This window comes from Devosia sp. (assembly GCF_048261455.1).
In the GTDB taxonomy this organism is placed as follows: domain Bacteria; phylum Pseudomonadota; class Alphaproteobacteria; order Rhizobiales; family Devosiaceae; genus Devosia_A.
Map to the genome: position 1 here is coordinate 31,792 of NZ_JBLXGA010000010.1, position 18,251 is coordinate 50,042.

Annotated in this window: 15 protein-coding genes and 1 tRNA gene; 9 read left to right on the forward strand and 7 right to left on the reverse strand. The window is 64.8% G+C overall.

Going from position 1 to position 18,251, the window contains the following annotated elements; all coding sequences use genetic code 11:
• The first annotated feature begins 153 nt into the window (after nt 1-153).
• The gene (locus ACN0TK_RS11825) at nt 154-834 is read left to right on the forward strand and encodes an outer membrane protein (RefSeq protein ID WP_417309702.1); all 681 of its coding nucleotides are present in this window, start codon (nt 154-156) and stop codon (nt 832-834) included.
• A 249-nt stretch (nt 835-1,083) separates the two neighbouring features.
• On the opposite strand, the gene ACN0TK_RS11830 is transcribed toward ACN0TK_RS11825, so the two are convergent.
• The 4 genes from ACN0TK_RS11830 to ACN0TK_RS11845 all read right to left on the reverse strand — a co-directional run bounded on the left by ACN0TK_RS11830 (nt 1,084) and on the right by ACN0TK_RS11845 (nt 4,184).
• The gene (locus ACN0TK_RS11830; protein WP_417309703.1) at nt 1,084-1,695 is read right to left on the reverse strand and encodes a glutathione S-transferase family protein; all 612 of its coding nucleotides are present in this window, start codon (nt 1,693-1,695) and stop codon (nt 1,084-1,086) included.
• On the reverse strand, nt 1,692-2,696 hold the full coding sequence (locus ACN0TK_RS11835) for an SDR family oxidoreductase (protein ID WP_417309704.1): 1,005 nt from the start codon (nt 2,694-2,696) through the stop codon (nt 1,692-1,694). Before ACN0TK_RS11835 ends, ACN0TK_RS11830 begins: the two co-directional genes overlap by 4 nt.
• Nucleotides 2,693-3,235: a TetR/AcrR family transcriptional regulator gene (locus ACN0TK_RS11840; RefSeq protein ID WP_417309705.1), complete on the reverse strand. Its 543-nt coding sequence runs from the start codon at nt 3,233-3,235 to the stop codon at nt 2,693-2,695. Before ACN0TK_RS11840 ends, ACN0TK_RS11835 begins: the two co-directional genes overlap by 4 nt.
• Nucleotides 3,236-3,587: 352 nt before the next feature.
• Nucleotides 3,588-4,184, reverse strand: a complete 597-nt coding sequence (locus tag ACN0TK_RS11845) for a DNA-3-methyladenine glycosylase I (protein ID WP_417309706.1) — start codon at nt 4,182-4,184, stop codon at nt 3,588-3,590.
• Nucleotides 4,185-4,442: 258 nt separating this feature from the next.
• On the opposite strand from ACN0TK_RS11845, the gene ACN0TK_RS11850 reads away from it, so the two are divergent.
• Both ACN0TK_RS11850 and ACN0TK_RS11855 read left to right on the forward strand, forming a co-directional pair.
• Nucleotides 4,443-5,012 carry a L,D-transpeptidase gene (locus ACN0TK_RS11850; RefSeq protein ID WP_417309810.1) on the forward strand — a complete coding sequence of 190 codons (570 nt, stop codon included), beginning with the start codon at nt 4,443-4,445 and terminating at the stop codon, nt 5,010-5,012.
• 50 nt (nt 5,013-5,062) lie between these two features.
• Nucleotides 5,063-6,928, forward strand: coding sequence for a pilus assembly protein TadG-related protein (locus ACN0TK_RS11855; protein ID WP_417309707.1), 1,866 nt, complete (start codon nt 5,063-5,065; stop codon nt 6,926-6,928).
• Nucleotides 6,929-6,936: 8 nt separating this feature from the next.
• Here the strand turns inward: ACN0TK_RS11855 and ACN0TK_RS11860 are convergent, their stop codons facing one another.
• Together ACN0TK_RS11860 and ACN0TK_RS11865 are read right to left on the reverse strand one after the other, a co-directional pair.
• Complete coding sequence (locus ACN0TK_RS11860; RefSeq protein WP_417309708.1) at nt 6,937-7,113, reverse strand: hypothetical protein; 177 nt, start codon at nt 7,111-7,113, stop codon at nt 6,937-6,939.
• A 335-nt stretch (nt 7,114-7,448) separates the two neighbouring features.
• Nucleotides 7,449-7,525: transfer RNA gene (locus tag ACN0TK_RS11865), tRNA-His, on the reverse strand.
• 263 nt (nt 7,526-7,788) lie between these two features.
• Here ACN0TK_RS11865 and ACN0TK_RS11870 point away from each other — a divergent pair.
• The 6 genes from ACN0TK_RS11870 to ACN0TK_RS11895 all read left to right on the forward strand — a co-directional run bounded on the left by ACN0TK_RS11870 (nt 7,789) and on the right by ACN0TK_RS11895 (nt 17,724).
• On the forward strand, nt 7,789-10,980 hold the full coding sequence (locus ACN0TK_RS11870) for an ATP-binding protein (RefSeq protein WP_417309709.1): 3,192 nt from the start codon (nt 7,789-7,791) through the stop codon (nt 10,978-10,980).
• Nucleotides 10,981-11,162: 182 nt separating this feature from the next.
• Entirely contained in the window at nt 11,163-12,191 is a 1,029-nt protein-coding gene (locus tag ACN0TK_RS11875) for an extracellular solute-binding protein (protein WP_417309710.1), read from the forward strand.
• A gap of 102 nt (nt 12,192-12,293) precedes the next feature.
• Nucleotides 12,294-13,859, forward strand: coding sequence for an ABC transporter permease (locus ACN0TK_RS11880; RefSeq protein WP_417309711.1), 1,566 nt, complete (start codon nt 12,294-12,296; stop codon nt 13,857-13,859).
• A 151-nt stretch (nt 13,860-14,010) separates the two neighbouring features.
• Complete coding sequence (locus ACN0TK_RS11885; RefSeq protein WP_417309712.1) at nt 14,011-14,862, forward strand: ABC transporter permease subunit; 852 nt, start codon at nt 14,011-14,013, stop codon at nt 14,860-14,862.
• Nucleotides 14,859-15,650, forward strand: a complete 792-nt coding sequence (locus ACN0TK_RS11890) for an ABC transporter permease subunit (protein ID WP_417309713.1) — start codon at nt 14,859-14,861, stop codon at nt 15,648-15,650. Before ACN0TK_RS11885 ends, ACN0TK_RS11890 begins: the two co-directional genes overlap by 4 nt.
• Nucleotides 15,637-17,724, forward strand: a complete 2,088-nt coding sequence (locus tag ACN0TK_RS11895) for an ATP-binding cassette domain-containing protein (RefSeq protein WP_417309714.1) — start codon at nt 15,637-15,639, stop codon at nt 17,722-17,724. Before ACN0TK_RS11890 ends, ACN0TK_RS11895 begins: the two co-directional genes overlap by 14 nt.
• 245 nt (nt 17,725-17,969) lie before the next feature.
• Here the strand turns inward: ACN0TK_RS11895 and ACN0TK_RS11900 are convergent, their stop codons facing one another.
• Entirely contained in the window at nt 17,970-18,197 is a 228-nt protein-coding gene (locus tag ACN0TK_RS11900; protein ID WP_417309715.1) for a hypothetical protein, read from the reverse strand.
• Between the last annotated feature and the right edge of the window lie 54 nt (nt 18,198-18,251).

Sequence of the window (18,251 nt, forward strand, 5' to 3'; positions counted from 1 at the left end):
CGACGCGGACATCGTTGATCCCCCCGACTGGTCCGTTCGGCCTGTTGCGACTTACGCGCCATTTGGCCGCAGGAATGAGAAGCGCCATGCGCCCAGCGGACGAGGGTGATAACGATATCACAGGAGGAATCATCAAATGTACAAGGTAGATACATGAAATCCCTAAAAGTCCTCATCGCAGCGGGCCTATCGACCGTCGCCTTCGCCTCGATGGCGCATGCGGCTGATCTCATTGTCGATCCCGCACCGGTGATGCCCGGCGTCGTCGAAACGTCCGGCAATTGGGACGGTGCTTTTGTCGGCGCGTTCGGCGGCTATGCGTCTGGCGTGACGGCGCCCGATAACACAGGGTCGACATTCGATCTCGAGCCGGCTGGCTGGCAGCTCGGCGTCAATGCTGGTGTGAACTTCACCCTGAGCAACGGCATTGTAGCCGGTGTCGTTGGCGACATCGCCTGGGCCGATCTCTCCGACTCCCTGACCTTCACGGCGCCTTTTTCCGGATCCTACGATTCCAAGGTCGACTGGCTCGGCTCCCTGCGCGGCCGTGTCGGCATCGACGGTGGCGACTTCCTGCCGTACCTGACCGCGGGTCTTGCCGTCGCTCACAACACGCTGAGCGTGACGGGCAACGGCACCCTGTCCGATGATCAGACTCATATCGGCTGGACAGTCGGCGCGGGCGCCGAGTTCGCCGTCACCGACGAGCTGTCGATCGACCTTCTCTATCGCTACAGCGACTACGGCACGAAGACCTATGCGATCAGCGGCCCCGAAGAAGACGTCGGCCTCACCGCGCATCAGCTGACCGTGGGCCTCAACTACGCATTCTGATCTGTTCGAGCAGATGTGACGACAACGGGCGGCCCTTGGGTCGCCCGTTTGCATTTCGGCCGCGCGTGTCGAGGAGCTTCAGAAGCTGCAATACAAAACGGCTGGGCGATCGCGGCCACCACCGGTCGATGGGCGCCCGGGGGCATAGAGCGAGCTGTCGACGACATGACGACACTCATCGCTGAGACCTGGCCGTTCGGGCTCTCAGTCTGCCTGCAGCGCTAACGCTCTGGATTCTGCCCGAGCGCCTTAAGCTGGCGCCAGCGTGATGGCACGGGCGGTAGCGGGGCGCGCCAGGTTGCGGTCAATCCAGGCGATGACATTCGCGCAGGCATTGATTCGTTCGTCATCAAACATCCGAGCCGTCGCAGCCCAGGGTGCCGCGGCCATATCGGCGATGGAATAGTCACCGGCGATGTAATCGCGGCCGTCCAATTGCGCATTCAGAACCCGCAACAGCCGCACGGTCTCGTCCACGTAACGCTTCTCGCCATAGGGGACCTTTTCGTTAAGGCCGCGGAAGTGGTTCGCCTGTCCCGTCATAGGGCCAAGGCCGCCGATCTGCCAGTGCAACCACTGCATCACTTCAGCGCGTTCCTGCAGGGTCGTGCCGCCAAACTTGCCGGATTTTTCCGCCAGGTACTGAAGGATTGCCCCGGATTCCATCAGGGAAATGCCCGTGTCATGATCGACGATCGCCGGGATTTTCCCGTTGGGGGAGATCGCCAGGAACTCCGGCTGATGCTGTTCGCCGGCACCGATGTTGACCCACTTGATCTCGTACTCGAGCCCCATTTCCTCCAATGCGATGGGAATCTTGTAGCCGTTGGGCGTGGTCCAGAGATATGCCGTGATCATCATCCAGCCTTCTGCATCTTGTTGGTTCTGACAGCTTCGGCGGAGGCGATGATTGCGTCCTTCACCGGGATGAACTTGAAGCCGAACGTCTTTTCGGCCTTGGTGCCTGAAACGGCGAGCGTGCGGCCCAGATTGCCGGCAAGCGCCCTCGCGTCTTTGGAAATCAGTCCCATGAAACGAAGCAACCATGCTGGCGCCTCTCGACCCGGTGTCTTGAGGGAGGGATCCCACGCCTTCAACATGTTGCCCATTTCGATGAAGCGGTATGTTCCGCTCACAGCCGCAAAGCGTTCCCCCTTGGTTGCGTCCAGCTCGATTGCCGCGACATGCATCCGCGCGACGTCCCGCACATCGACTGCGACCATGTCCATGGGCGGCGCCATCGGCACCTTGCCGGTCATGAGCTGCTCGACGAGTTCCAGCGACGAACCGTAGCGGCTATCCATCGGCGGACCGAAGACCGCCCCGGGGTTGATCGTCGTCAGCGCGATCTCGGGATGCTCGGCCACGAAGTCCCACGCGGCCCTCTCCGCAAGGGTCTTCGAGGCTTCGTACGCGCCTACTGAAGGGTCATCCGGGCTCGTCCAGTTGGTTTCATCAGAGGGCGACATCTTTGCTTTGCCTGCCTGCTTGTAGATCGCCGCGCAGGAGGAGGTGAGGATCACGCGTTTGATCCCCGCGTCCCTTGCCGCCCGCATTCCACGCAAGGTGCCATCGACGGCCGGGCGGATGAGGTCCTGAGGGTCTTTCGGCTCTGTCAGTGGAAAGGGAGAGGCCGTGTGTACCAGCACATCGCAGCCCATTAGGGAATTCTGCCACCCGTCATCCTTGTTGAGGTCCAAGCTGACAAATTCCAGCACAGCATTGGGAAACATCGCCTCCAGCTCGGCCTTGCGCCCGTCCGATCGGACAGAGGCCCGCACGTCATACCCCTTCTCAAGCAGCTCGCGCAGAATGTGCTTGGCGATGAAACCGGATGCGCCGGTCAGGAAGACTTTGGTCACTGGGTCAATCCTATGGATGTGCAGAGCATTTCGAAGGCGAGATCCTCGCCTGCTCTGTCGAGGCCTTCGTTGATGACGAGATCGAGATGGAAGAAAGTCAGCTGGCCGATGAACGAGACGCTGGGTCCGCGAATGACGCCATCTTCAAGTGCTCTTCGCGTCCATGCCGTATAGGGCGCGGCGATCTCATAGACCTCCGCCTGCGTCTGGGCCGATGCGAGACCTGCATCGAGCAAGAGATGCATAACCCGGCGGGTTTCGGGGTTTTTCTCAGCCCAGCCCAGATAACCATCCCAGTTGGCACGCAGGTTGCTGCGATTGTACGGCGCCTCACCAAAACAGGGTGCCGACCTGAACATGGCCGCTTTCGCGTTTTTGTAGATTGCGTCGATCAAGGCCTGCTTGGTTGCAAAAACATTGAACAAGGTGCCATTCGACACCCCTGCGGCTTTCGCAATGCGTGCTGTCGAAACCCCCACGCCCTCGTCGAGAAAAAGCGTCGTCGCTGCTGAAATGATCTGTTGCTTGCGGTCACTCATACGATCTGCATAAGCTAGAGTGACTAGTCAGTCAATGTCGTGCTGTTTTGGATTGAGCCTCTGGCGCTGGCGGGTGGCATCGCCAATCACGGGTTCTTCGGATGGCGATGACGCGGCTGAGCGGTTGAATCCAAGCTCAAAAGCGGATGCCTGGAGACCTTGAGGCGTCGGCCAGACTGGCCCCGGAGCGGAAATCTGGGCGGTCCTTACGGGCGCAGGCAAGTGCCCCTTTTCGCATCGGTTCGATGGCGCAGCCAGCCTATGTCTGGTCGGGGGGATCTCGGCTATTCCGTCCGCAGCCAACGACTGGCGCCTGTGTCCGCCCAGAATCAATGACCCTCCGGGTGGAGACTTATCCGCGCATCGCCTTACGGGCCGTCTCTGCTGCGTCCCGGCAGAAGCATTCGGCGATGTGGTCGTTGACGAGGCCCATGGATTGCATGAAGGCGTAGCAGGTGGTGGGGCCGACGAAGCTGAAGCCGCGTTTGCGCAGGTCCTTGCTGAGCGCAGTGGAGGCGTCGGTCTTTGCCGGTATATCAGCCAGGGTTTGAGGCGCCGGACCGGGGGCGGGCGCATAGCGCCACACATAGGCAGCGAGCGAGCCGAACTCGCGCTGCAGTTCCAAGGTGCGCTGCGCGTTGTTGATGGTCGAGGCAATTTTGCCGCGATGGCGCACGATCCCCGCGTCCTGCAGCAGGCGTTCGACATCGGCCTCGGTCATTTCCGCGACCCGTGCGATCTCGAAGCCATGAAAGGCGGCGCGAAAGTTCTCGCGTTTGCGCAGGATGGTGATCCAGGCGAGACCGGACTGGAAGCCTTCGAGACAGAGCTTTTCATAGAGCCGGTTGTCGTCGGTGACCGGGAGCCCCCACTCGTTATCGTGATAGGCCTGATAGACCGGGTCGGACCCGGCCCAGCCGCAGCGAATGATGGTCTCGCTCTCGTTCATCTGGCGCCCCCGTGATGCTGGACGCTTGGCGTAGACCGGCGCCGGCCGGCGAGCAAGTCCGCGCCACAGCCGCGCATCAACCCTCTGTTCACCATGGCGCCCCGGTTTTTGCTAACCATGCCGGTTTACTGCAATTTGGGCTTTGCCGCCAATATTGGACAAAATCCTGCGGGTCGCAGGTCAATTGCCGAGGGGTAACCGATGAAGAACACACTATTCTCCCGGGCCGCTGTCTGTGGTCTGGCCGTCATCCTGTCGATGAGTTCTATGGTCGAGGTCGCACAGGCGGGTTCGCGCCTGAATTTCTTCGAGCGACTACAGCAGAGCTTCGGCGAGCGGGATTCGCGGCCCGTGGCCCGGCAGAGCTCCCGTCAGGCCAAGCTCGACCGGCGCTTCCAGCGCCAGGTGGTGCCCTATCGGACCAACCAGCCGGTCGGCACGATCGTCGTTTCGACGGGCGACAAGTTCCTCTATCTGGTGCTCGGTAAAGGCAAGGCCATGCGTTACGGCATCGGCACCGCGCGCTCCGGCTTCGAGTGGAGCGGCACCCACAAGCTGACCGCCAAGCGCAAATGGCCCGGTTGGACGCCGCCCGCCGCCATGCGCAAACGCCAGCCCGGCCTGCCGGCCCATATGCCCGGTGGCATCAACAATCCGCTTGGCGCGCGTGCCCTGTATATCGGCTCGACGCTCTACCGCATTCACGGCACCAATGAGCCCTGGAGCATCGGGCACAACGTGTCCTCGGGTTGCATCCGCATGGTCAATGCCGATGTCGAGGACCTTTACGAGCGCGTCAAAATTGGTGCCCGGGTGGTTGTTCTTTAGTTAGGACTCTTAGGCAAAATGCCGCGCGAACAATGGTGGTAAAATCACAGATGCGCGGCTTTGCTGACCTGCTACGACGCTTTCAGTCCGATGAGCGCGGGGTATTCCTCGTGATCTTCGGGCTGTTGGCCGTTGTGCTGATTGCAGCGGCCGGCGCAGTCGTCGATTTCACGTCAATTCAGCAGTCCCGCACCCGTGCTCAGCTGGCGCTGGATTCGGCCGCACTGGGCCTGCAACCAACCATTTTTCAGCAAGGTGTCACGGCTGAAACGCTGCGCACGCGCGTTCAGGCCCTCCTCGATGAAAGGCTGGCAGACACCAGCGTGACGAGCGTCGTGGGCGTGCCGACCATCGACACGCAGCTGGGGCAGTTGCGCCTCGAGGCGAGGATCACCGTGCCGACGGCCTTCGTTCAGCTTGTCGGGTTTCCGACGGTCGACGCGAACCTGGTTGCCGAGGCGCGGCGCCGCCAGCTCAACCTAGAAGTCGTCATGGTGCTCGATAATTCGGGATCCATGGGCAATTACAGCCGGATGGCCAACCTGAAGGCGGCAGCACGCTGCGCAACCAATGTGCTGCTGAACGACGACTGCGACAGCGTCGCGGTGGAGACGACATCGCCGAATGTTCATATCGGCATCGTGCCGTTCACCGAATTCGTCAATGTCGGCACCGGAAACCGCAACGCGACCTGGATGGATGGCGCCGGCAATGCCCCGGTGAGCCAGGACAATTTCGACGACGACAACAATTCCGACACCGCTTTTGCCTCGCCGGTGAACCGGTTCACGCTCTACAGCAACCTCGGCATCAACTGGAGCGGCTGCGTCGAGGCGCGCGATCACGTGCAAGCGCCGAGCGGCCTGTACTACGATACATCCGACGTCGAGCCGGACGTACTGACACCCCAGAGCCTGTTCACGCCGGTGTTCGCGCCGGATCAGCCGGACAGCGGCGGGTATGCCAACAGCTATATTTCGGACACGCCGAATGCCTGCCCGTCCCGGGCGACCTATACCTGGACGGAGGCCCGGACGGAGTGTCGCTATCAGATGTATTACGTCTCGGATTTCGGCGATAATTGCACCGGCCCGACCACCAACACCTATGAGCAGACGGTGAACGGGGTAACCACGGCAACGTCTTCAACCCGCCCTTCCGAGATCAACGGAGCGTCCGAGGTGGCCAGCTCCTCCACCTATTACAATCGTCGGGACAGCTACTACGGGTATCGGCGCTACTCGCACCTGCGCGTCCGCGAATGGACCTATGACTTCTCCGACCAGGAGAAGCAGGAGCGTCTGTGCAAATATGTGGTGGGGGCAAGCGTGAGCTGGCTCAGCAGCGGGCCGGGCGGTCGCACGGGACCGAATGCCGACTGTCCCAGTGCAGCCATGCTGCCGCTGACCGACACAAAAGCCAGCGTGACGAGCAAGATCGAAGCGATGAATTCGAATGGCGGCACGAACATCCATCAGGGTGTGATGTGGGGCTTTCACATGCTGTCCCCCACCGAGCCGCTGACCGAGGCCGGCGCCTATCAGGCTTCGCGTTCGAAGGCGATGATCATCATGACCGACGGTGAGAACACCCACAGCCGCCGCAACGATTTCGCGGGGGCCGACTGGTACACTGCATATGGCTATCCGTATTCGGGCCGGCTCACCGGGAACTCGACCTATGCGCTCGAAACGGAAATGAATGCGCGGACCGAGGCCACCTGCACCAATGCCAAGGCAGCCGGCATCATTATCTACACCGTCGGCCTCAGCCCGCCGACCCAGGCCACCCGTGACATGCTGCTCAATTGCGCCAGCGACGGTTCGAAGGCGAAGTTTCCCTCGTCACCGGACGAGCTGACCCAGGTGTTCGAGGATATCGCCACCCAGCTGTCCAACCTGCGGTTGGCGGAATAAAAAGAGCTTCAGTTCGAAAGAACGAAACGACCGCCGCCGGGGAACGCGGCGAGCGCGGCGCGCTGCTGCGATTCGTCGATGCCTTCGAAGCGGACTTTCATGACCCGCTCGGGCGCATCGAGATGCGAGATCGGGCGGGATGGCTGGCGAAGACGGCGACCGTCTGACGCGGCGAGCCACAACATCGGCCGTGTGGACTCAGAGCCATATCTGAATCTTGCGCGGTCCATGTGCTGATCTCTCCTCTTTCGCTACTGTCCTGATAACGATGGCTCGCGAGTTGAAGTTGCGTGCGCAAGATCACGGTCGCGCCATCGGACATTCTTGGTTGCCGGACAATGACGCAAAGGTGGTGAACAATCCGCGAAGACGGTGTTCATCTTCTGTTCATCTGCGGCAAGCGCGAATTGCGCCGCCGATCGTCTTGGCCGCGCCAGCAAAGTGCCGCGAAACAGACGCGCACGCGCGCCACCATGAGCCAGGCTCACGGTGCAGCGTGCAGCGAAATGCAGGAGAGAAATGGTACCGCCTCCCCGGTTTGAACGGGGGACCCCTAGATCCACAATCTAGTGCTCTAACCAACTGAGCTAAGGCGGCCCAAGGCGCGCGGAACATAGATTCTGCAGCCGCGACTGGCAAGGCCCGAATTACACCCTTTTTAAAACGCCTTGGGGGTATCACCCAACTTAACCATCGGGGGCATTAGGCAGCCCGGACGCGGCGTCGGCGCTGGACCGCCGTAACGCCCCGGGATATTTAGGATGCATTAAGTATCGCGTACGGCGTGTGTCATTCTGGCACAGCCGGAAAGAGTGTGTGTGGACGCTGAGTGGATCAAATCGTCGACGGCGAGGCGCATTGTGGCGCACTGGTCCGATGCGCGTCCCGCCTGGCTGTGGGCGCATGACGGCCAGACGCTGCTCTGGCGCAACGAGGCTGCGCGCTTCTTCCTCGGCAAGGTCAAAAAGCACGGCGTCAGGTTCATGCCGGAACCGGTGCCGATCCGCGGCCAGATCGCCAGGTTGCTGCGCCTCGGCTCGCTGGGGCGCTCGAGCCTGAGCCGTATCCAGTTGCTGGCAGGCGGCAAGCCGATCTCGATGACCTGCACCTGCACGCCGCTGAACGTGGCGGGGCAGGGGCTGGGACTGCTGATCGTCGGCGTCGACCCGATCGATCCTGAACTGCTGGTCTATGGCGAGGGCGCGACGGACGACCCGCTGGTCACCTCGCTGCTGCCCGAGGGGGCCGATTATCTGCTGGTCAATGAAGACAGCCAGATCACCGGCGGCTCTTCGCATGCGCTCGCGACCTACGCCGAGGAAATTGAAAGCGAAGGTCTGCCTGGCTTCGATGACGGCGATAGTGCCCGCGTCACCATGGCCGGGACCGAACTGACCCTCACCCGTTTCGTCGCCAGCCCGCATGAAGCCATGCTGCTGCTGTTCGAGCCGGCCGGTGTTGCAGCAGCGCGCCCGACGATCGCCGAGGTGCGCGACGACGAGGGCATGGACGCGCAACTCGAGGACCGTGAGGACGAGGCCCAGGATGAGCCCTTGAGCCTGCCGCCGGAAGTGGCGGATGAAGATGAACCGGCCGACAGCGAAACGCGCGGTAACGACAGCGTCCCGCCTGAAGAGCAGCCGGCACCGACCGGTCCGCTTGCCTCATTGTTCGATCGCCTCGCCGATGATGACGGGCTTTATGGGACGCTGAGCGCTGCGGACGAGACCTATGACGGTCCGCCACCGTCAGAACCCGAAGTCGTGCTCCGTCCCGAGGACCCCGACGCCGCGGCAGAGGGGCCGGTGGCGATCGAGGATCCGGGTGTCGTCGATCCGCCGCGCGCGTTCGAGACGGAAGACGTGCACGATATCGATGTGATCGGCGCGTTGATCGAATACGCGGACGAAGAAGACGCGGCGGATGCCGAGGTGCCTGATCCCGGGCCGATCGCTGAGACGGCACCGGAACCAGAAGCGCCCGAGACCGAGCCGGATACGGACGAGGCTGAGGCGACACCAGAACCGGCGAGCGCTGATATCTCCGAAGCGGATGAACCCGCTGCGCCGGTGGTCACCTGGCGGGTGATCGGGCGCGGCTTCGTCGCGAAGGCAGATGAAGAGTCTGTTGCGCCAACGGCTGATACCCCACCGGAAGAAACGCCTTCCGAGCCGACCGAGCCCCGGGATGAGCCGGTTGACGATGGCGCGGCCGAGATCGTGCCGTTTATGGGTGGCGGTGATGAGCAGTTGCCGGTGCCGATGGACGAGCCGGAAGCGCCGAGCGATATCGCGCTGTTCACCGAGGACGGCGCCACAGAGATGACTGACAGCGCAGAGCCCGACGCGGAAGCGGAGGCGAGCGCACCTGACGGGTCGGAGCCTCACGACTCACACGACAGCTTTTCGGGTGCACCTGATGATGCGCCTGCTGACGGGGCCGATCAGTCCGATGAGGCCGAACAGCCTGACGAAATGGACGTTCAGGACGAGGAAGCTGCATCCGGCGCGCCGCCCGATGCCGACACCGTGGACCGGGTCTCGCGCTACAATTTCGATGAGCTGACGCGCATCCTGACCGACCGCGTTGCGGCGGCCCCGACGGGCGAGCAGACGACGCCGGTTACCAATGTCACCGATGGCGGGCTGGTCAATCTCGCCGGCGAGACCTTCATCCTCAATCGCCTGCCGCTGGGTATCCTGGTGTTCCGCGACCAGCAGGTGCTATTCGCCAACCGGGCCCTGACCGAGCTGACGGGGCACACCAGCATCGAAAGCCTGCGCAATGCCGGGCTGACCTCGGTGTTTCCCAGCGAGGACAGCGCCATCGCCGGCCCGGTGACGCATTTGCTGCGCAGCGACGGTGAACTGCTGCCGGTCAGCGCGCGGCTGCAGTCGATCAGCTGGCACGGCAAGCCCGCGCTGATGCTGTCGGCCAGCGAGATCGAGAACCGGCTGGGGCACGAAGGCGCGGTGCGCACCTTCTCAGAGCTTGCCGCCGATCTGCGCGAGGACGGCTATGTTACCGCCGACCGCGCCGGTATCGTGACCCATGTGTCACTGCATGGCCGGATGATGCTGGGCCAGATCGAAGAGGATCTGATCGGCAAGCCGTTGGCCGGGCTGGTGGCATCCGGGGCCGTCAACGATCTGCGGCAGTTCCTCGAACTCCCCGCGCGCTTTGCCGAAACGGCGCGGCCTGCGATCCAGTTGCCCTCGACTGTCGAGGGCACGCAGCTGCACCTGTTTGCGGCCGGGCAGGCGGGTATCGTCAACGGCTATTTCGGCTTCATTCACCGCCGCAGCCGTCCTCCGGCCGAGGCACCGCGGCCACCGCAGGACCAGCGCGACGAGCTGGAACCCTCGATGCTGGTGCGGATCAGCCGCGGCGTGCGCCGGCCGCTGAACACTGTCATCGGCTTTGCCGAAATGATCCGCTCCGGCGCCATCGAGCCAGGAGATACGAGCCGCATCGTCGAATATGCCCGAGACATCAAATCGGCCGGCGAGGAGATTGCCGCGCTGGTCGACGAGCTCGACGACTACGCCCGGTTGCGCGAAGGGCGCTATGAGCTCAGGACCGACGAGTTGGAGCTCACCACGCTGCTCGAGACCTGCCTGATGCGGGTGCGCGGCCAGGCCGCGACGGCCCGCGTGCTGGTGCGCAGCGCCATTTCCGAACGCCTGCCCAACATCATCGCCGACCGCCCCTCGCTGACCCAGGCCCTGCTGAACCTGCTGGCCAGCGCCATTGACCAGACCCCGCCGGGCGGCACGGTGATCCTGTCCGCCCAGCTCGAGGACGACGGCGCCGTGGTGGTGAACGTGCGCGACAACGGCGCGCGGCGCAGTGACCTCGGCGAGCGCTTCGTGGTGTTCCGCGATGGCGTGGGCAAGGAGGGCGAGGCGCTGACCCCCGTCCGCTCCAGCGTCGGCCTGGCGCTGACCCGCTCGCTGCTGGCGGTCAACACGCTGTCGCTCAATGTCGATCCGGCAGCAGGGGCGGGAACGCTGTTTTCGCTGGTCGTGCCGGCCGAACTCGCCCGGCGATAATTGTCGCAGGCACGGCACCGCGCCGGAACGCCCAAGCTCTTGTAAAAAAGCACCTATCTTTTATCAGTCTGGAATGGCTCCAGACTGCTTGCTTCCAGCGGTCTGCCGGCGGCTGCCGCTTACCTTGACTGTTTGTGTCAGAGTTCGCACAAGACGCGCCGCGACCACCTGGAGGAAGAGCGATGAAGACGATTTTGATGGCGGCAATGGCGGCCCTGGCATTCGCGGGCCCCGCGGTGGCGCAAAGCTCGGTCGTCAATGTCTACAGCTATCGTGAGCCCGGGCTAATCCAGCCGCTGCTCGATCGCTTCACCGAAGAAACCCAGATTCGCACCAATGTGCTGTTCGCCGGCGATGGCCTGTTGGAACGCGTCGCGGCCGAGGGCGAACTGTCGCCCGCCGACGTGGTGCTGACCGTCGATATCGGCAATCTGGTTGGCGCCAAGGAAGCGGGGCTGACCCAGCCGATCACCACGCCCGCGGTGGAAGAGCGGCTGCCCGCCGCCTTCCGCGATGTCGACAAAGAATGGGTTGCCCTGTCGCTTCGCGCCCGCGTCTTCTATGTCAGCAAGGATCGGGTGTCGGAAACGGCGCTGACTTATGAGGACATCGCCGGCCCCGAGTGGAAGGGGCGCATCTGCACCCGCGCCGGCGACCATGCTTATAACATCGGACTGATCGCCAACCGCATCGCCGCCTGGGGGCTCGACGAGACCCGCACCTGGCTGGCCGCGGTACGCGACAATCTCGCCTTTGCGCCGACCGGCAACGACCGCGCGCAGGTAAAGGCAATTCTCGAAGGCAGCTGCGACCTGGCGATCGGCAACACCTATTATATGGGCCTGATGCTGAACAATGACGCCGAGCCCGAGCAGAAGGAATGGGCCGCTGCGGCGCGCATCATCTATCCCGACACCGATGGCGACGGCACGCAGGTCAATGTCGCCGGTGCGCTGATCGCCAAATATGCGCCCAACCCGGCCAATGCAAACAAGCTGATCGAATTCCTGCTTTCCGATGAGGCGCAGGCGCTTTATGCCAACGGCAATTATGAGTTTCCGGCAGTCGCCGGCGCACCCGTCGATCCGTTGATCGCCAGCTGGGGGGCGCTGAACCCCTCGAAGGTGACGCTGGCCGAAACGGCCGCGCACCGCGACGAGGCGGCGGCACTGGTCGACGAGCTGCGGTTCAATGAAGGGCCGCAGAACTAGTAACGGAGTGCGCCGATAACCGGCACCGTCGATAGCGCGAGACCTGAGCGAACCGGTGGATGGCAGCGTCCGCCGGTTTCCGCTATTGCGCTGACCCTGATCATGGGGCTGCCGATCATCTGGCTGACCATCGCGGCGGTGAGTGCCACCGATGGCGGTGGCGGGCTGGCCGCGACCATGCTGCCAACGGCGCTGCGCGAAACCGTGCTGCTGATGATTTCGGTGGGCGCGGCGACCGCGGTTCTCGGGCTCGTCGCGGCCTGGCTGACGGCGCATTACGAGTTTCCCGGCCGCCGCATCTTCGATTGGGCGCTGGTGCTGCCGCTGGCGGTGCCGACCTATCTCGCCGCCTATTGCTATGTCGAGTTTCTCGATTTCACCGGCCCGATCCAGCAGGTGCTGCGGGCGGTGATCGGGGCCGAGACCATCCGCGACTACTGGTTCCCGCCGATCCGCAGCGACGGCGGCGCGGTGTTTGCGCTGACCTCGGTGCTCTACCCCTATGTCTATGTCTCCTGCCGCAGCTATTTCCTGATGCAATCAGGCTCCGTCGCGGCGGCGGCGCGGACCCTCGGCGCCAGCGGCTGGCGCAGCTTTTTCGGCGTGACGCTGCCACTCAGCCGGCCGGCCCTGGTCGTCGGCGTGACACTGGCGATGATGGAGGTCGTCAACGATCTCGGGGCCGTGCAGTATTTTGGCGTCAACAGCCTGACGGCGGTGATCTATTCGACCTGGATCAACCGCTCGAATTTCGGCGGCGCGGCGCAACTGGCCGTCACCATCGTCTTGATCATCGGCATCCTGATCCTTGCCGAACAATGGGCCCGCCGCAACCGCGTCTACCTGCTGCATCGCGATACGCGGGTGGCCCCGCCGCGCGAGAAACTGGTTGGCTGGCACACGGTCTTCGCCTTCGGCTTTTGCAGCCTGCTGGTGATCCTTGGCTTCGGCATTCCATTTGGCGAGCTGCTGGTGCTGGCGCTGCGCAATCTCGGGCCCGATACGCTGGGGCTGACGCTCGCCGCCGGCTCGACCACGGTCGTACTGGCGGCGCTCGGCGCGCTGGTGACCGTTGCCATCGGCCTCGTCACCGCGCGCCTGCAACGGCGCGGCGGCGCGCAGATGCTGATCCGCATCGCGACGCTCGGCTATGCCATTCCCGGTACGGTGCTGGCGCTGGGGCTGCTGCAGCCGCTGGGGCAGGCGGACCTTTGGATCAACCGGCTGACCATGGCTGTCGCCGACTGGCGGCCGGGGCTGATCCTTTCCGGTTCGGCGGCGGCGCTGGTCTACGTCTATGCGATCCGCTTTCTTGCCGTGTCGCATTCCTCGCTGGATGCCGCGCTGAAAAAGCGCGGCGACTCGATGCTCGATGCGGGCCGGGTGCTCGGCGTGACCGGATGGCGGCTCTTGCTGCGGGTCGACCTGCCGACCCTATCGCCAGCACTATTGGCGGCGGCGACGCTGGTCTTCGTAGAGATCGTCAAGGAACTGCCCGCGACCCTGTTGTTGCGTCCATTGGGCGTCGAGACGCTGGCGACAGTCGTCTATGCCCGCGCCAATGTGAGCCTGTTTACCGAAGCGGCGCTGCCGGCCCTCGGGATTGTTGTCGTCGGGCTGGTGCCGATGATCCTCGGCACCTGGCTGAGTGACCGGCGCCAGCGTTAGTCGGTTCAAATGTAATCATTTCTTGACTAAACTGCGCCGGCTGGCCTTTTGTTGAACAGATCAGCTGGAGCAGCCCGGAAATGCAAAGCGCGGCAGCGGTGCGCCTAAAATTACGTCCACGCCGGGCTGGCCACCGGTTGTGAACCTGTTCGTGCGACGCCTGCTGCCCCGGTTTCTGCTCGTCGTCTTCGGCGCGTTGCTGGTGCTGTTCGTGCTGCTCGAATTGCTGCCCCATCTGGCGACCCGCGGCGGGCTCGACCCGCAACTGCTGCTGGCGGCGCTGCTGCGCATGCTGGCGCTGTCGCCGCCGGGCGAGGACGTGGGCGCCATATTTGGCCGCCTGGCGGTGACCCTGCCGCTGAGCCTCATGGCGCTTTGCGTCGCCCTGCTTGCCGGCCTGCCGCTCGCGGTCGTGGCCGCGGCGCGCCCCGGTGGCTGGTTCGACCGGTGGTTCGGGGCGAAATCGACCATTCTGGCGCTGCTGCCGCCCTTCTGGCTGGGGCTGGTGCTGGCATTGATGCGGACCGAATGGCTGCCTGCGCTGCCCGCAGGCGGCTTCATCCCCTGGGATCAGCCGTTGGGGGCTTTTGCCTCGCTGCTGCTGCCAGCGCTGGCCCTCGCCATTCCGCATGCCGCGGTCGTGGCGTTGAGCCTGCGCGGCGAGATCGCAGCGCGCAGCACCCAGGCCGAGATCGAACTGCTGCGTGCGGCGGGACTGACCGGCGCCGCGGCGCGCAGCCGGCTTGCCATCGCGGCGTTGCGATGCAAGGGCGCCGACATCGCGGCGACCTGTTTCGGGACCATCGTCATCGGCGCCGTGCTGGTCGAGGGCGTCTTCTATCTGCCGGGGCTGGGCCGGCTGGTCCTGGGCGCGGCGACGACACGCGACCTGCCGGTGCTGCAGCCGGGGCTCTATGCGCTGGAGCTGCTCGTGGCGCTCGGCATGCTGGTGCTGCGGCTCGGCCGGTTGCTGCTCGATCCGGATCTGGAGCGCCGCGCATGAAACTGCGGTTGCCCACAATTATCGGCCTGGGGCTGGTAGCGCTGGTCGTCGTTGCGGCGATCGCGGCGCTGTTTGCACCACTGCCGGTCGGGACACCCTTCGCGCCGCCGGACGGGACGCATCTGTTGGGCACCGATCAGACCGGACGCGACCTGCTTCAGGCGGTGCTCGGCGGTGCAATGACGACGCTTGTGATCGCTGGGCTGTCGGCGCTGGCCGGCCTCCTGCTCGGTGGCGCGATGAGCGGTCTGGCGCTGCGCCTCTGTCCGCTCCCCGATGCGGGCACGATCGCTCCGCGGCAGGGCATGGTCGCGATCATTGCCGGACTGGTGCTCGCCGGCTTGCTGGGGCCGGGCATGGCCAATGCGGTGATCGCCATCGGCATTTCCGTGACCCTGGGAGCCTGCTCGGAGCTGCATCTGCAACTGGATAGAATGCGACAGCTGCCCTATGTGCAGGCGGCGCGGGCGGCAGGACTGCCGACGATTGCAACCGTACAGCGCCACCTGATGCCCGAACTGCTGCCCTGGATTTCGGCGCTCGCCCTGCGCCAGCTCGCGGTGGCGGTCCTGCTCGAAGTGGCCCTGTCCTTTGCCGGGCTGGGCGTGACGGCGCCGGCGATGAGCCTGGGCAGCATGATGACGGGCGCGCAGACGCTGCTGACCCTCCAACCCTTGCTGGCCGTGCTACCGGGCGCGCTGGCCTTCGGGATCGCCGCAGCGCTGTTTCTGGCGGCCGCCGGGTTCTCCCCAAGACCGGGCAGGGGGGTGAACCATGCCGCTGTTTGACCTCACGCGCCCGGCGCGCGACGGCGAGACCCTGCGACTGACGCTGGAGCCGTTGGGGCGGCTGGCGGTTGTCGGTATCGGGCCTGCCGAACGGAAGATGCTTGCGCTGGCTGCTGCCGGTCTTCTGCCCGAGGGCGAGACTTTTGACGGCGCTCTGCTGCTGGCCGGAACGGCCTATCCGGTAGGTGAAAAGCCGCTGGCCAAATGGCGCGGCCGCCGCATCGGCTATCTCGGGCCACCCAAGCCGGTGCCGGGCGATGGCACGGTGGATTTTCATATCCGGCTGCTGCTCGGCGCCAAGGTGGACGCTGATGAACTACGCCAGCGCGCCGGGCTGACGCCGGAGGACGGGCGGCGGCCGCTGTCGGGCCTGACCCGGGCGCAGCAGCAGCGCTTGCGCCTCGCGATCGTCTTGTGGCCGGCGCCGGAACTGGTGGTGGCGCGCGACCCGGTAACGGGCCTCGACCCCTGGGAGTCCGCGGGTCTGTTCGACCGGCTGAAGGCGGCCGGTTGCGCCGTGCTGATGTTCACCGATGACGCCGAGGCGGCGCGATCGCTGGACGGCGAGATCGCGATCGTTGACGGCGGCCGGGTCATTGAGCGTGGACCGCAGCAGAAAATGACCGATGCCGGCCAGCAGGAGGTGACAAGGCATTTGCTGGTGCCGGAGAAGCGGCGCAGCTGGACCATGGCGCGGCCGCCGATCGGTGGCGATCTGTTGGAGGGCAGGGGCATCGAGACCGAGGCCTTCCCCGGCAGAGCGGTGGACCTGACGGTGCGGCGCGGCGAAACGGTTGGCGTGCTCGGCGAGGCCGGAGCGGGCAAGCGCGCTTTGTTGCGTGTCATCGCCCGGCTCGATCGCCCGCGGGCGGGGACGATCCGGCTCGACCGGATCACCTATTCTGGCGCTGACCCCGCAGCCCCGGCGCGCACCGGCATCGCTTTTATCGGGCGCGACCCGCACCTGGCCTTCAACCCGCAGCTCTCCGTCGGGCTGACGCTGACCGAGCCGCTGCGGGTGGAGCAGCAATTGCTGGTGGAGGAACAGGCCGAACGGCTGGCCGAGGCGGTGCGGGCCGTGGGGCTCAATCCCGATCAGCTCGACCGGCACCCCGACCGCTTCAGCCCGGCCGACCTGCAGCGGCTGGCGCTGGCGCGGGCGCTGATCGCCCGGCCGATCCTGCTGGTGCTGGACGAGCCGACGGCCCGCCTGCCGCCCGAGGCGCGCACCAACTTTCTGCTGCTGGTGCAGCGGGTGCGGGCCGATTTCGGCCTCAGCGTGCTGATTGCCAGCCGCAGTTTCGACGCGCTGCGCGACATGAGTGACCGCATCGTCGTTCTGGCGGATGGCGCCGTTGTCGAGACCGGGAAACCCGGCGACTTGATTGAATCAGCGCGCGAAGAGATCACGCGACGCCTGCTCGGCTATCCGCGTCCGGTGCCGCCTGAGTCGGAGCCGGAGCCTGAGGGGGAACGGGAACCTGAGCCTGAGGTAGAACCGGAAGCCGCAGTTTCGACTGTCGCGGTCCCTGCGGAAGAGCCTGAGACACTGCCGGCCAGTGAACCGGAAAATCCGCCGGTTGCGCCGTCCCAGCCCGTTACGGTGCCGCTGGTCCAACCCCAGCCTGCGCCAATGAACGCCGTCATTGTGGAGGTCACTGCTGCGCCAACGGCCGCGTTCACTATCGATACAGCGGCGCCTGTCGCGCCGGTCGTCTCGGAAGTTGAAATTGTGTCGGCTGAAGATGAGCCGGGTGCAGGGGCGGTCGCAGACGCCGTCGCCGCGCCGGTGCCGGTCGCGCCCGAACCCGCCGAACCCGTCGTGGATGAAGCGCAGCCGGTTGTCCCGCCGCCAGATGAGGTCGAGGCTGAAGCAACCTTGCCCGATTCAGCCGCCGTGCCGGATGAGCATTCCGAACGCGACGCTGATGAGCTGACACAGCAGGGTGAGGCCGCGCCTGAAGCTGCAGACCGAGCTGAATTTGTCGGTCCGCCGGCGCCCGAGGCGCCAGAATCGCCCGAGGAAGAAGCAGAGCCCGACCCACCGCGCGAACGCGGCAGGCCGGAGCCCTGAGTGTCCGCCTCAGGGGCGGGTCATCAGCAGGATGAGCAGCATCAGGCGGCTCTCCCTGTCTGCACCGAAAGGCAGGTCCTTGTGGGTCCTGGGATCCTTTGGGCGTGGTGCACCGAAAAGGTGCAAAAGAGTCAAAAGCATCGTCGTTCCGGCCGCGGGGTTACCGCGCCGGCTCCTTGAAAAAACTGGAAAACTGAAACGGCCGCAACCGGTCTGCCCCGCCGTCTCCGACGGGGCAGATCAGCTTACTGGTGGTCCCAGTACCTGCGGGATTCGGGCTCGGGCGGCAGCCCGAGGTCCTGTCGCAGGTGCCGGGGCACCGGTGGCGAACCGCGCGACTGATGTTGCCGGACAATGCGGCCAAGCTGCATGCGGGCTGAGATGACAGCGGCTGCAGTCAGCACCCAGCGCACCAGTCCCCGGCGGGGCTTGGCGACTTGCGTGTCCTGGCGGGTTTCAAGATCTAGAGACATGTGATCCTCCGGGCACGCGGCCCGGTCCTCTGGTTTGGTCGGAAATGAAACCGG